The 13,370-nt window shown below is 67.9% G+C and carries 15 protein-coding genes; all 15 read left to right on the plus strand.

What is annotated here, in order from left to right; translation table 11 throughout:
* Window positions 1–829: beta-ketoacyl-ACP synthase II (locus ABNT58_RS29625; protein WP_348756934.1), on the plus strand; the 829-nt coding region annotated here is incomplete at its 5' end.
* Window positions 830–909: 80 nt separating this feature from the next.
* Window positions 910–1,305, plus strand: coding sequence for a hypothetical protein (locus ABNT58_RS29630; protein ID WP_348756935.1), 396 nt, complete (start codon window positions 910–912; stop codon window positions 1,303–1,305).
* Window positions 1,306–1,322: 17 nt separating this feature from the next.
* Window positions 1,323–1,934 (plus strand): RNA polymerase sigma factor RpoE, encoded by a 612-nt coding sequence (gene rpoE, locus ABNT58_RS29635; protein WP_348756936.1) that lies wholly within the window; start codon window positions 1,323–1,325, stop codon window positions 1,932–1,934.
* 34 nt (window positions 1,935–1,968) lie between these two features.
* A complete protein-coding gene (locus tag ABNT58_RS29640; protein ID WP_348756937.1) occupies window positions 1,969–2,673 on the plus strand; it encodes a sigma-E factor negative regulatory protein in 705 nt (234 codons plus the stop codon).
* A 2-nt stretch (window positions 2,674–2,675) separates the two neighbouring features.
* Complete coding sequence (locus tag ABNT58_RS29645) at window positions 2,676–3,704, plus strand: MucB/RseB C-terminal domain-containing protein (protein ID WP_348756938.1); 1,029 nt, start codon at window positions 2,676–2,678, stop codon at window positions 3,702–3,704.
* A 97-nt stretch (window positions 3,705–3,801) separates the two neighbouring features.
* Complete coding sequence (locus tag ABNT58_RS29650; RefSeq protein ID WP_348756939.1) at window positions 3,802–5,193, plus strand: DegQ family serine endoprotease; 1,392 nt, start codon at window positions 3,802–3,804, stop codon at window positions 5,191–5,193.
* A 467-nt stretch (window positions 5,194–5,660) separates the two neighbouring features.
* Window positions 5,661–7,469 carry a translation elongation factor 4 gene (gene lepA, locus ABNT58_RS29655; RefSeq protein ID WP_348756948.1) on the plus strand — a complete coding sequence of 603 codons (1,809 nt, stop codon included), beginning with the start codon at window positions 5,661–5,663 and terminating at the stop codon, window positions 7,467–7,469.
* A complete protein-coding gene (gene lepB / locus ABNT58_RS29660) occupies window positions 7,469–8,434 on the plus strand; it encodes a signal peptidase I (protein ID WP_348756940.1) in 966 nt (321 codons plus the stop codon). The genes lepA and lepB overlap by 1 nt, the downstream gene beginning before the upstream one ends.
* 8 nt (window positions 8,435–8,442) lie before the next feature.
* On the plus strand, window positions 8,443–8,805 hold the full coding sequence (locus tag ABNT58_RS29665; RefSeq protein ID WP_348756941.1) for a DUF4845 domain-containing protein: 363 nt from the start codon (window positions 8,443–8,445) through the stop codon (window positions 8,803–8,805).
* Between the two features lie 10 nt (window positions 8,806–8,815).
* Window positions 8,816–9,523 (plus strand): ribonuclease III, encoded by a 708-nt coding sequence (gene rnc, locus ABNT58_RS29670; RefSeq protein WP_348756942.1) that lies wholly within the window; start codon window positions 8,816–8,818, stop codon window positions 9,521–9,523.
* Window positions 9,524–9,533: 10 nt separating this feature from the next.
* Window positions 9,534–10,481: a GTPase Era gene (gene era / locus ABNT58_RS29675; RefSeq protein ID WP_348756943.1), complete on the plus strand. Its 948-nt coding sequence runs from the start codon at window positions 9,534–9,536 to the stop codon at window positions 10,479–10,481.
* Between the two features lie 16 nt (window positions 10,482–10,497).
* Window positions 10,498–11,262 carry a DNA repair protein RecO gene (gene recO / locus ABNT58_RS29680; protein WP_348756944.1) on the plus strand — a complete coding sequence of 255 codons (765 nt, stop codon included), beginning with the start codon at window positions 10,498–10,500 and terminating at the stop codon, window positions 11,260–11,262.
* Window positions 11,259–12,047 carry a pyridoxine 5'-phosphate synthase gene (locus ABNT58_RS29685; RefSeq protein WP_348756945.1) on the plus strand — a complete coding sequence of 263 codons (789 nt, stop codon included), beginning with the start codon at window positions 11,259–11,261 and terminating at the stop codon, window positions 12,045–12,047. Before recO ends, ABNT58_RS29685 begins: the two co-directional genes overlap by 4 nt.
* On the plus strand, window positions 12,044–12,442 hold the full coding sequence (acpS, locus tag ABNT58_RS29690) for a holo-ACP synthase (RefSeq protein ID WP_348756946.1): 399 nt from the start codon (window positions 12,044–12,046) through the stop codon (window positions 12,440–12,442). Before ABNT58_RS29685 ends, acpS begins: the two co-directional genes overlap by 4 nt.
* Before the next feature lie 31 nt (window positions 12,443–12,473).
* Window positions 12,474–13,370: beta-N-acetylhexosaminidase (nagZ, locus tag ABNT58_RS29695; protein ID WP_348756947.1), on the plus strand; the 897-nt coding region annotated here is incomplete at its 3' end.

The raw sequence follows: 13,370 nt of genomic DNA on the forward strand, positions 1-13,370 counted from the left end.
GCCCGCATCGATCATCAACATGATCTCGGGGCATGTGTCCATCAAGTACGGCTTCACCGGCCCGAACCTGGCGATCGTCACCGCCTGCACCACCGGCCTGCACTGCATCGGCGAGGCTACGCGCCTGATCGAATACGGCGACGTGGACGTGATGGTAGCCGGCGGTGCCGAATCCACGGTGTCGCCACTGGGCATTGGTGGCTTTGCCGCCGCACGTGCGCTGTCCACCCGCAACGACGCTCCCGCTGCCGCGTCCCGCCCCTGGGACAAGGGCCGCGACGGCTTCGTGCTGGGCGAGGGCGGTGGCGCACTGGTGCTCGAGGAGTACGAGCATGCCAAGGCCCGCGGCGCCAAGATCTACGCCGAGCTGATCGGCTACGGCATGGGAGCGGACGCGTTCCACATGACCGCGCCCAACGTCGACGGCCCCAAGCGGTCGATGCTGGCGGCGCTGCGCAACGCGCGGATCGATGCTTCGGCGGTGCAGTACCTCAACGCACACGGCACCTCCACGCCGCTGGGCGACGTGAACGAAACCAACGCCATCAAGAAGGCGTTCGGCGATCACGCGTCCAAGCTGGTGGTCAGCTCCACCAAGTCGATGACCGGTCACCTGCTGGGTGGCGCCGGCGGCATCGAATCGGTGTTCACCGTGCTGTCGCTGCACCACCAGGTGGTGCCGCCGACCATCAACCTGACCGACCCCGATCCGGAGTGCGACCTCGACTACTGCCCGAACGAAGCCCGGGAGATGAAGATCGACGTCGCGGTGAAGAACAACTTCGGTTTCGGCGGCACCAACGGCACGCTGGTGTTCCGCCGCGCCTGACGCGGTCGGCACCCGGGCACGCCGCCATGCGATCGGCCCCCGCGACGCAGGTCGTGCTGGGTGCCGATCGTGGCTGGCGGGTGGCCGTGGCGCTGTGCTGCGCTTCGGCGGCGGCGGCCCTGGCGGCCTGGATCTGCCTGCTGGGCGGCACACTGGCCTGGCCGACCGCGCTGGCAGCCGGGCTGGCCGCGCTGGTGGCCGCAGCGCTTTCTTCCGCTTACCTGCCGGCGCCCGCCGGCACGTTGGCGTGGGACGGCGCCGAATGGCAATGGCAAGGCCGCAACGGTGAGCTCGAGGTGGTGATCGACCTCGGCCCCTGGATGCTGCTGCGCTTCGCGGCCGCCGGTCGCAGCCGCACGCGGGCCGCCCATTTGCCGGTGTCACACGCCGGCAACCGGGCGGCCTGGCACGGACTGCGCACTGCGGTATATTCCCGCCGCCCTGAACCCCGGACCCCTTCCGCGCCGCGGATGTAGGCCACCCTCGAGCCTGAATGACCAACGCAGCGGACGCCGACGCCCTCCTGATCGACCGTGTGAAGAACGGCGACGTCAAGGCGTTCGAGATGCTGGTGGTCAAGTACCAGCGGCGGATCGAGCGGCTGATCGGCCGCATGGTGCGCGACGTCGACCTGGTGCCCGACATCGCCCAGGAAACCTTCATCCGCGCCTACCGGGCCATTCCGCAGTTCCGCGGCGAGAGCGCCTTTTACACCTGGCTGTACCGCATCGCGGTCAACACCGCCAAGAAGGCGCTGGTGGACCTGAAGCGCGATCCCCTGATCTCCGAAAATGCGCTGTCAGGTCGGGAAGACGATGACGAAACTTCGCGCGTCGAGAACGAACTAAGCGATGGCGAGACCCCCGAAGCGGTGCTGGCAACGAAAGAAATTGCTGCCACGGTGAACGGAGCCATCGAAGCGTTGTCTGAAGACTTGCGCCAGGCGATCACCCTGCGCGAGATCGAAGGCCTCAGCTACGAGGAAATCGCTGAAGTGATGAACTGCCCGATCGGCACGGTGCGCTCGCGGATTTTCCGGGCGCGCGAGGCGATTGCGGAACGTCTTCGCCCGCTGTTGGGCACCCGCGAGGGCGAGCGCTGGTAGCGCGGCGCCCACGACAGCACATCTGGAGTCGGAAATGGTGGATCGGCTGGATCAGCAGGCACGTCGGCAGGCGTTGTCGGACTTGATGGACGGCGCCGCGGATGACGGCGACGTCGCACGCGCCTGCGCCGCATGGCGAGAGGACGGACAGGCGCGTGCCGACTGGTACGCGTATCACCTGATCGGAGACGTGCTGCGCTCGGAGGACCTGGCCCACCGCCCCGCCCGGGACGAAGCCTTCATGGCGGCGCTGCGCACCCGCCTGGCCGCCGAGCCGGTGGTGCTGGCGCCGCAGCAGGCGCCGCAGATCGTGCTGCAAGAGCCGCTGGTGGCACAGCGGCAGGCCGCCAACGGCGGACCCGCCGCCCGTGCCGCCACCGGACGCCGCAGTTTCTGGCGCCGTGCCTGGGCTGCGCCCACGGCGGTGGCGGCCGGCTTCATGGCGGTGGCCGGTGTGCTGGTGGTCACCCGCGTGGCCGAGGTGCCCGGTGCGGCGCCCAACGGCGCGGTGCTGGCTGGCGTGCCGGCGGCGGCCACTGCCGGCATCCAGCCGGTGGTCAACGGCACGCTGCAGCCCGCGGTGGTGCCGGTGTCGGTGCCCGTGGCCAACGGCCGCCTGATCCGCGACGCCCGCCTCGACCGCTACCTGGCGGCGCACAAGCAGTACGGCGGCAGCTCGGTGCTGGCCATGCCGGCGGTGTCGGTGCGCGTGGCGGCACCGGCCGGGACTGAGCGCTGAGCGTGTCCGTGGTTCGCCGCCGAGTCGTCAATTCCGCTCTTGCCCTGCTGACCGCCGCGGCCGGCGGTCGCGCCTGGGCCGCTGCCTCGGCCGCCAGCGCGCCCGCGCATGCGGCCACCGACGCCCGCGCCTGGCTGGCCCGCATCCACGGCGCGGCCAGCCAGCGCAACTACCAGGGCACGATGGTGGTCACGGCCGGCGGTGCCGTCACCAGCTCGCGCATCGCGCACTACTGCGAAGGCACGCACACCTTCGAACGCATCGACGGCCTGGACGGCGAGCGCCGCCAGGTGCTGCGCCACAACGAGGTGGTGCAAACGGTATGGCCCGGCAGCCGGATGGCGTCGATCGAGCAGCGTGATCCGCTGGCGCCGTTCCCGTCGCTGTTGAAGTCGAGCGAAGAGCAGATCTTTGACCGCTACGAACTGGTGCCCGAGGGCGACGACCGCATCGCCGGCCACGACACCAACGTGTTCCTGCTGCGCCCGCGCGATGCCGAGCGTTTTGCGCAGCGGCTGTGGGCCGACAAGGCCACCGGCCTGCTGCTGCGTACCGATGTGATCGGCGGCGACGGCCGGGTGCTGGAAAGCGCCGCCTTCACCGACGTCACCATCGGCGTCAAGCCGCAGCCCGACGCGGTGCTCAAGGCGATGAAGAAGCTGGACGGCTACCGCGTGCTCAAGCCGGTGCTGTCGCCCGCCAGGCTGGAAGCCGAAGGCTGGCAGCTCAAGAGCCCCGTCAAGGGCTTCCGGCAGATCCGCTGCGTCAAACGCTCGCTGGACGCCGCCGGCCCGAACGATCAGGCCAGCGGCCCGGCCGACATGCTGCAGGCGGTGTACTCCGACGGCCTCACGCATGTGTCGGTCTTCATCGAGCCCTACAGTGCGGAGCGGCACCGCCAGGCCGTCGAGACTTCCATCGGCGCCACCCACACGCTGATGGAGCGTCACGGCGACTGGTGGGTCACCGCGATGGGCGACGTGCCGCTGGCCACGCTCAAGAAATTCGGCAAGGCGCTGGAGCGCCGTTGAACCGCTGACCAAGACAACAAGCTCGGGAGTCTTCATGGGATTGAACATTGCCGTCCGCAGGCCTGACTGGCGTGCGGCCGTCGCCGCTGGTTTGTGCGTGCTGTCGCTGGCCGGCGTGCCCGCCGCCAGCCACGCCCAGGCGCGCGAGCTGCCCGATTTCACCGAACTGGCCGAGCGCATGAGCCCGACCGTGGTGAACATCCGCACCACCGAGCGGGTGCGCAGCGCCCAGGGCGGCGGCGAGATGGACGACCAGATGCGCGAGTTCTTCCGGCGCTTCGGCATCCCGCTGCCCAACACGCCGCGCCGCAACGGCCCGCCCGCCGCGCCCGACGAAGAATCCGCGCCGCAGCAGCGCGGCGTGGGCTCGGGCTTCATCCTGAGCGCCGACGGCTTCGTGATGACCAATGCCCACGTGGTGGAGGGCGCCGACGAGGTCATTGTCACGCTGACCGACCAGCGCGAGTTCAAGGCCAAGATCATCGGCTCGGACAAGCGCACCGACGTGGCCGTGGTCAAGATCGACGGCACCGGCTTTCCGTTCGTCAAGACCGGCGACGTGAACAAGCTGAAGGTGGGCGAGTGGGTGATGGCCATCGGCTCGCCGTTCGGCCTGGAAAACACAGTCACCGCCGGCATCGTCAGCGCCAAGCAGCGCGACACCGGTGACTACCTGCCGCTGATCCAGACGGATGTGGCCATCAACCCCGGCAACTCGGGCGGTCCGCTGCTGAACCTGCGCGGCGAGGTGGTGGGCATCAACTCCCAGATCTACAGCCGCTCGGGCATGTTCGCCGGCATCTCCTTCGCCATCCCGATCGACGAGGCAATGCGCGTGGCGGACCAGCTGCGGGCCACCGGCCGCGTGGTGCGTGGCCGTATCGGCGTGACCATCGCACCGGTGACCAAGGAAGTGGCCGAGTCCATTGGCCTCGGCAAGCCGGCCGGTGCGCTGGTCCAGGGCGTGGAAGATGGCGGCCCGGCGCAGAAGGCCGGCATCGAGGCGGGCGACATCATCACGAAGGTGGATGGCCGCACGGTGGACAAGTCGGGCGACCTGCCGCGCATCATCGGCAACACCAAGCCGGGCGCTAAGGCCACGCTGCAGGTGTTCCGCCGCGGCGCCACGCGCGACCTGGCCGTGACGGTGGCCGAGCTGGAACCCGAGCAGGCCCGCCGCGTGTCCAAGGCCGAGTCGCCGGCCTCGGCGCCCAAGACCGCCATCGGCCTGACGGTGTCCGACCTCACCGATGCGCAGCGCAAGGAGCTGAAGGTGCGCGGTGGTGTGCGGGTGGAACTGGCCGAAGGCGCCGCTGCCCGCGCCGGCCTGCGCGAGGGCGACGTGATCCTGTCGGTGGACAATGTGGAGGTGGCGGACGCCAAGCAGTTCAACGCCACGGTGGCCAAGCTCGACCGGGCCAAGGCCATCAGCGTGCTGGTGCGGCGGGGCGAGTGGACCAACTACGCGGTGATCCGGCCCAGCCGATAAACCGCACGTCCGACGCGGATGCCGGGGCTTTCCGTGATGCGCAATGCCCCGGTGTCTTACGCTGGATTGGGTGAGGTAGCGCAGTCAGTGCTCGCTGACTTGCGGCTGCGCTGAACCCTGGGGATTGCCCCCGGCGACGGCTACAATGCGCTGTTGTTGAGCCGCTTTGGCGGCCGTTCAGCGCACGAGTCCAGCGTTCCCGTCCTGTCCCCAGAACATCCACAGCGGCCTGTGGATAAGCTGTGCACAGAATTGCTCTGTTGGCGACTTGCAACGAAGAAATCCAGCAACGGCGCGGTTTCCAGCCAAGTCCTTTTGGCTACAATGAAGGCCCAACAAGCAGTTGCCATACGTTTTGTTGGAAGGCGCGTCTCCTCTTTGGACGTGCCTTTTTTTTATGTGCGGCTCGGCGCCCGGCGCCCGCACGGCAGGCCTTTGCCGTGACAGCAGCAGCCAACTTCGTGTCCATGGACCACATCCGCAATTTCTCCATCATTGCCCACATCGACCACGGCAAAAGCACGCTGGCCGACCGCCTGATCCAGCGCTGTGGAGGGCTGAGCGACCGCGAGATGGAAGCGCAGGTGCTCGACTCGATGGACATCGAGCGTGAGCGTGGCATCACCATCAAGGCGCAGACCGCCGCATTGCAATACAAGGCCCGCGATGGCCGTGTGTACAACCTCAACCTGATCGACACGCCCGGCCACGTCGACTTCTCCTATGAAGTCAGCCGTTCGCTGTCCGCCTGCGAAGGCGCGTTGCTGGTGGTCGATGCATCGCAGGGCGTCGAAGCGCAGACGGTGGCCAATTGCTACACCGCGCTCGACCTGGGCGTGGAAGTGGTGCCGGTGCTCAACAAGATGGACCTGCCGTCCGCCGACCCCGACAACGCCAAGGCCGAGATCGAGGACGTGATCGGCATCGATGCCAACGATGCGATTCCCTGCTCGGCCAAGACCGGCATGGGCATCGACGACATCCTGGAAGCGGTGATCACCCGCATGCCGCCGCCCAAGGGCAACCCCGAAGGCGCGCCGCGGGCGATGATCATCGACGCCTGGTTCGACAACTACGTGGGCGTGGTGATGCTGGTGCGCGTGGTCGATGGCCAGGTGCGCAAGGGCGAGCGCATCCGCCTGATGGCCACCAACACCGTCTACCCGATCGAGCACCTGGGCGTGTTCACGCCCAAGAGCGAGAACCGCGAGGCGCTGAACGCGGGCGAGGTGGGCTTCGTCATCTGCGGCATCAAGGAACTGGCCGCGGCCAAGGTAGGCGACACCATCACGCTGGAAAAGAAGCTGCCGAACAACGCAGGCCCCGCCACCGAGGCGCTGCCGGGCTTCAAGGAAATCCAGCCGCAGGTGTTCGCGGGCCTGTACCCCACCGAAGCCAGCGAATACGACCAGCTGCGCGACGCGCTCGAGAAGCTCAAGCTCAACGACAGCTCGCTGCGCTTCGAGCCCGAGGTGAGCCAGGCGCTGGGCTTCGGCTTCCGCTGCGGCTTCCTGGGCCTGCTGCACATGGAAATCGTGCAGGAGCGCCTGGAGCGTGAGTTCGACCAGGACCTGGTGACCACCGCGCCCAGCGTGATCTACGAGGTCGAGCTGAACGACGGCACCGTGCTGCAGGTGGAAAACCCCAGCAAGATGCCCGACCCGGGCCGCATCCACGAGATCCGCGAGCCCATCGTCACCGTGCACCTGTACATGCCGCAGGACTATGTGGGCGTGGTGATGACGCTGGCCAACCAGAAGCGCGGCGTGCAGCTGAACATGGCCTACCACGGCAAGCAGGTGATGCTCACCTACGAGATCCCGCTGGCCGAGATCGTGCTGGACTTCTTCGACAAGCTCAAGAGCGTGTCGCGGGGCTATGCCTCGATGGACTACGAGTTCAAGGAGTACCGCGCCGCCGACGTGGTGAAGGTGGACATCCTGATCAACGGCGACAAGGTCGACCCGCTGGCCATGATCGTGCACCGTTCACAAAGCCAGTACCGGGGCCGCGCCGTGGCCGCCAAGATGCGCGAGCAGATCCCGCGGCAGATGTACGACGTGGCCATCCAGGCGGCCATCGGCGCCAACATCATCGCGCGCGAGAACATCAAGGCGTTGCGTAAAAACGTGCTGGCAAAATGCTACGGCGGGGACATCACCCGCAAGCGCAAGCTGCTCGAAAAACAAAAGGCCGGCAAGAAACGCATGAAGCAGATCGGCTCCGTCGAGGTGCCGCAGGAAGCGTTTCTGGCCATCCTACAAGTGGACGATTGATGGGACCTCTGACCGGTTTGTTGTACGGCCTGCTCGCGATCTACCTCGGGGGCTGGTTCCTCGGGTTCTGGGTGGGCAATTTCGCGCTGCTGCTGTTTGTGCTGACGGTGGTGACGCTGGCCTATTGGCTGGCCGAGCGCCTGCGCTTCCAGCCCGCACGCGCCGCGGCGGCTGCCGCGCTGACGCAGCAGGCCTCGGCCCGCAGCGCCGAGCTGCAGCGCTCGGGCATCGAGAAGCACGACGTGGACGTGACCGACGCCCGCCGCAAGCTGCTGATGCAGCCCTGGTGGCTCGACTGGACCGCGGGCCTGTTCCCGGTGATCCTGGCGGTGTTCCTGCTGCGCTCGTTCCTGTTCGAGCCGTTCAAGATCCCCTCGGGCTCGATGATCCCGACGCTGCTGGTGGGCGACCTCATCCTGGTCAACAAGTACCACTACGGCATCCGGCTGCCGGTGATCAACAAGAAGATCATCCCGCTGAACGAGCCGCAGCGTGGCGATGTGGTGGTGTTCCGCTACCCGGTGGACCCGCGCGTGGACTACATCAAGCGCGTGGTGGGCGTGCCTGGCGACGAAGTGGCCTACATCAACAAGCGCCTGACGATCAACGGCCAGCCGGTGCCGGTGCAGCCGCTGCCCGACTTCTACGACGAGGACAGCCGCCGCTACGCGCAGCACTTCTCCGAGAAGCTGGGCAACGTGGAGCACCAGATCCTGAACGACAAGGACCGGCCGGCCTTCATTCCGGGCTCGCACGACTTTCCGTACAGCGACCAGTGCAGCTACACCGCCGAAGGCGTGACTTGCAAAGTGCCGGCGGGCCACTATTTCATGATGGGCGATAACCGCGACAACTCGCAGGACTCGCGCTACTGGGGCTTCGTGCCCGATGAGAACATCGTCGGTCGCGCGTTCTTCGTGTGGATGAACTTCGGGAACCTCGGGCGCATCGGCGCATTCCACTGACCATGGCCATGCAAGCACAACGCCGTTCCCACCAGCGTGGCATCACGCTGTTCGGCTTGCTGTTCTGGGCCATCCTGATCGGGTTCGTCGCGCTGGTGGTCATGCGCGTGTTCCCGACGGTCAACGAGTACCTGACGATCAAGCGCGCCGTCAACAAGATCGCCGACAGCGGTGCCACCACCGTGCCCGAACTCCGCGCCGCCTTCGACAAGCAAAAGGACATCGAGTACTCGATCTCCACCATCAGTGGCAAGGACCTGGACATCACCAAGGAAAACGATCGCATCGTGATCCGGTTTGCGTATGACAAGCAGATCGAACTGGTGGCGCCGGTGTACCTGCTGATCAAGTACGAGGGCCGCTCCAACTGAGGACCGCCATATGGTCGATGCACGATTCGACGCGCTGCAGCAGCGCCTGGGCTACCGCTTCACGCAGCACAAGCTGCTGAGCCGCGCGCTCATGCACCGCAGCGCCGGTGCCGACCACAACGAGCGGCTCGAGTTCCTGGGCGACGCCGTGCTCAGCGCCGCGGTGTCGGCCATGCTGTACGAGCGCTTCGGCGACTCCGACGAAGGCGACCTGACCCGCGTGCGGGCCCACCTGGTGCGCGAAGAAAGCCTGCACCGCGTGGCGCTGGGCCTGGGCATCCCCGAGGTGATCCGCCTGTCCGACGGTGAAGCCCGCGGCGGTGGCGCCCAGCGCGCCTCCATCCTGGCTGATGCGCTCGAGGCCGTGATCGGCGCCACCTTCCTCGACGGCGGCTTCGAGCCGGCGCAGGCGCTGGTGCGGCGGCTCTTCGGCGACGTGATCGCCAACACCGAGATCGACAGCTGGAGCAAGGACGCCAAGACCGAGCTGCAGGAATGGCTGCAGGCGCGCAAGCTGTCGGTGCCGGCCTATCGCATCGTGGCCACCCGTGGGCAGGCGCATGCACAAACCTTCGAGGTCGAATGCGGCGTGACCGCGCTTGGCCTGGTGGAGCAGGGCGAGGGCAAGTCTCGCCGCGCCGCCGAGCAGGAAGCCGCGCGCCGCATGCTCGAGGCGCTGAAGGCGTCCGACCGCCCCGGTGGCCCGCTCCGATCCTAGAGAAAGCATGATGAACGAGAACGCTGCAACGCCTGAAGGCGCATCCGAAGGCGAGGGCGGCGACCACGGCGAGCCCTCCGGTCAACGCTGTGGCCTGGTGGCCATCGTCGGCCGGCCCAACGTGGGCAAGAGCACGCTGATGAACGCGCTGGTGGGCCAGAAGGTGAGCATCACCTCCAAGAAGGCACAGACCACGCGGCACCGCATCACCGGCATCCGCACGGTGGAAGACGCGCAGTTTGTCTTCGTCGACACGCCGGGCTTTCAAACCCGGCACAGCACCGCGCTCAACCGCACGCTCAACCGCACGGTGCAAGGCGCGCTGGCCGACGTGGACGTGGTGCTGTTCGTGGTGGAAGCGGGCCGCTTCGGCCTGGACGACGCCAAGGTGCTGGCGCTGCTGCCCGAGAACAAGCCGGTGCTGCTGGTGGCCAACAAGCTCGATGCCGTCACCCGCCGCGCCGAGATGATGCCCTGGCTCAAGAGCATGCAGGAGCGGCGCAACTTCGCCGAGTTCGTGCCGATGAGCGCGCAGAAGATGCCCGAGGTGGAACGCCTGCTGGGCATCGTGCGGCCCTACCTGCCCGAGCAGCCCTGGTTCTACGAAGAAGACGCGCTCACCGACCGCACCGACCGCTTTCTGGCGGCCGAACTCATCCGCGAGAAGCTGTTCCGCCTGACCGGCGACGAACTGCCCTACACCTCCACCGTCGTGATCGACAAGTTCGAGGAAGAAGGAAACCTTCGCCGCATCGCCGCCACCATCATCGTGGAGCGCGATGCGCACAAGGGCATGATCATCGGCGACGGCGGTGAACGCCTCAAGCGCATCGGCAGCGAAGCCCGGCAAGAGCTGGAACGGCTGATGGACTGCAAGGTGTTCCTGGAGCTGTGGGTCAAGGTGCGCTCGGGCTGGGCCGACAGCGAAGAGCACCTGCGTTCCTACGGCTACGAGTGAGTCCCGCAGTCCTCGCTTGAAAACCCACGCCGCCTACGTCCTGCACCAGTACGACTGGAGCGAGTCCAGCCTCATCGTCGACCTGTTCACGCGTGAGCTGGGCCGGGTGGTGGTGGCGGCCAAAGGCGCCAAGCGGCCTTATTCGCAGCTGCGGCCGGTGCTGCTGCCGTTTCAGCGCCTGCAGGTGGGCCTGGGCAGGCCGCCCAAGCACGAAGAAGCGTCCGACATCCAGAACCTGCGCGGCGCCGAATGGGCCGGCCCGGCGGCGGTGCTGCGCGGCGATGCGCTGTTCAGCGGCTTCTACCTCAACGAGCTGCTGCTCAAGCTGCTCGGCCGGCACGACCCGCATCCGCGCCTCTTCGACGCCTATGCGCACACGCTGGCTGCGGTGGCCGGCCCCGACGACCAGCGCGCCCAGGCCGCGCTGCGCGCCTTCGAGCTGACGCTGCTGCAGCAGATCGGCCTGCTGCCCGACCTAGCGCTGGAAAGCGCCACGCAACAGGCCTTGGACCCCGCCGCCCGCTATGCGCTGCAGCCCGAGCTGGGCGTGGCCGCAGCGCCCGACGGGCCGTTCACCGGCGGCCAGCTCATCGGCCTGCAAGCGGCGCTGGAACACGGCAGCCTGCCGGCGCTGCAGCAGGCCTGCGCGGTGCCGCTGGGGCCTTTGCGCGGGGCGTTGCGGGCGCTGCTTCACTATCATCTGGGCACACCGCAACTACGCACGCGCCAGGTGATGCTCGATGTGCAAAAGCTCGTCGACAGCGCCCGCGCCCCACGATGAACCCGCTGATCGCATCCGAGGCCGCCGGTCGGCTGGCGCCCACCGCCTTGTCGGTGAACCTGAACAAGGTGGCATTGCTGCGCAACACCCGCCACCTGGGCATTCCCAGCGTCACCCGGGCGGCCGGCATGGTGCTGCAGGCCGGGGCCAACGGCATCACCGTGCACCCGCGCCCTGACGAGCGCCACATCCGCGGCAGCGACGTGCATGAGCTGGCCGAGCTGCTGCGCCGCGACTGGCCGCACATCGAATACAACATCGAAGGCAACCCCTTCCACAACCTGATGGACTTCGTGCGGGCGGTGCGGCCGGCGCAGGCCACCTTCGTGCCCGATGCCGAAGGCCAGTTCACCTCCGACCATGGCTGGCAGCTGCCCGCCGACCTCGAGCGCCTGGCGCCGGTGATCGCCGAGACCAAGGCCCTGGGCGTGCGCGTGAGCCTGTTCATGGACCCGATCCCCGAGGCGATGAAGCTGGCCCGCGAGGTGGGCGCCGACCGGGTGGAGCTGTACACCGAGACCTATGCCAGCGCCTGGGGCACGCCGCGCCAGGCCGAGGTGCTGGCCGGCTTCACCGCCGCGGCCGAAGCGGCGCTGGCCGCCGGCCTGGACGTGAACGCGGGCCACGACCTCAACCGCGACAACCTGGCCGACTTCCTGCGCGCCGTGCCTGGCGTGCAGGAGGTGTCCATCGGCCATGCGCTCATCGCCGATGCGCTGGAGCTGGGCTACACCGAGACCATCCGCGACTACCAGCGCTGCATTGCCGCGGCCTACGCCGGGTGATCTACGGCATCGGCACCGACATCTGCGACGTGCGGCGCATCGCGCGCACGCTCGACCGCAAGAGCCAGCGCTTTGCCGAGAAGGTGCTGGGCCCGCACGAGATCGAGGTGTTCCGCGCCCGCTATGCCAAGGTGGAGGCACGCGGCATCAGCTACCTGGCCACGCGCTTCTCGGCCAAGGAGGCGTTTTCCAAGGCCATCGGCATGGGCATGCGCATGCCCATGACCTGGCGCGCCTGCGAGGTGGTCAAGGCGCCCAGCGGCAAGCCGGAGATCCGCCTGCACGGCGCGCTGGCCGAATGGTTCACGGCCCGCGGCCTGCGCGCGCATGTGTCCATCACCGACGAGACCGACTACGCCGCCGCCTTCGTGGTGGTGGAGCGCGCCGAGGGCTGAACACCACCGCCCGCTGGCCGACAATGGCCGGATGCACAGCCCTCACACCCATGCGCCCGTCATCCTCGACGTGGCCGGCACCGAACTCACCGCCGACGACCGCCGCCGCCTGCAGCATCCGCTGACCGGCGGCCTGATCTTGTTCGGCCGCAACTGGCACAACCGCCATCAGCTCACCGCCATGGCCACCGAGGCCAAGTCGATCCGCCCCGACCTGCTGATCGCGGTGGACCATGAAGGCGGCCGCGTGCAGCGCTTTCGCACCGACGGCTTCACCCACCTGCCGCCGATGCGCGCGCTGGGCGAGCTGTGGATGCAGGACGCGATGCGTGCCACCGACGCCGCCACCGCCTGCGGCTATGTGCTGGGCAGCGAGCTGCGCGCCTGCGGCGTGGACCTGAGCTTCACCCCGGTGCTGGACCTGGACCATGGCCAGAGCGCCGTCATCGGCGACCGCGCCTTCCACCGCGACCCACGGGTGGTGGCCTTGCTGGCCAAGAGCCTGATGCACGGCCTGCTGCGCGCCGGCATGGCCAACTGCGGCAAGCACTTTCCCGCACACGGCTACGCGCAGGCCGACTCGCACCATGCCAACGCGGTGGACAAACGCTCGCTCAAGGCCATCCTGGCCGACGACGCCAAGCCCTATGACTGGCTGTCCACCAGCCTCTCCAGCGTGATGCCGGCGCACGTCACGTTTCCCAAGGTGGACAGCCAGCCGGCGGGCTTTTCGCGCCGCTGGCTGCAGGACATCCTGCGTGGCCAACTGGGCTTCCAGGGTGCGATCTGCTGCGACGACCTGAGCATGGAAGGCGCCCGCGTGGCGGGCAGTGCGCTGGAAGGCGGCATTGCCGCGCTGAATGCCGGCTGCGATCTGCTGCTGCTGTGCAACCAGAGCATCGTGGAGGGCGGCGCCCCGGTGGACGAC

The organism is uncultured Aquincola sp. (assembly GCF_964001545.1).
GTDB lineage: Bacteria > Pseudomonadota > Gammaproteobacteria > Burkholderiales > Burkholderiaceae_C > Aquincola.

What these genes read in the sequence shown, in the direction of transcription:
- lepB (WP_348756940.1), top strand. Translation starts at nt 7,469, where the DNA reads ATGGGACCTCTGACCGGTTTGTTGTACGGCCTGCTCGCGATCTACCTC.
- rnc (WP_348756942.1), top strand. Translation starts at nt 8,816, where the DNA reads ATGGTCGATGCACGATTCGACGCGCTGCAGCAGCGCCTGGGCTACCGC.
- ABNT58_RS29685 (WP_348756945.1), top strand. Translation starts at nt 11,259, where the DNA reads ATGAACCCGCTGATCGCATCCGAGGCCGCCGGTCGGCTGGCGCCCACC.
- ABNT58_RS29665 (WP_348756941.1), top strand. Translation starts at nt 8,443, where the DNA reads ATGCAAGCACAACGCCGTTCCCACCAGCGTGGCATCACGCTGTTCGGC.
- ABNT58_RS29640 (WP_348756937.1), top strand. Translation starts at nt 1,969, where the DNA reads ATGGTGGATCGGCTGGATCAGCAGGCACGTCGGCAGGCGTTGTCGGAC.
- lepA (WP_348756948.1), top strand. Translation starts at nt 5,661, where the DNA reads ATGGACCACATCCGCAATTTCTCCATCATTGCCCACATCGACCACGGC.
- era (WP_348756943.1), top strand. Translation starts at nt 9,534, where the DNA reads ATGAACGAGAACGCTGCAACGCCTGAAGGCGCATCCGAAGGCGAGGGC.
- rpoE (WP_348756936.1), top strand. Translation starts at nt 1,323, where the DNA reads ATGACCAACGCAGCGGACGCCGACGCCCTCCTGATCGACCGTGTGAAG.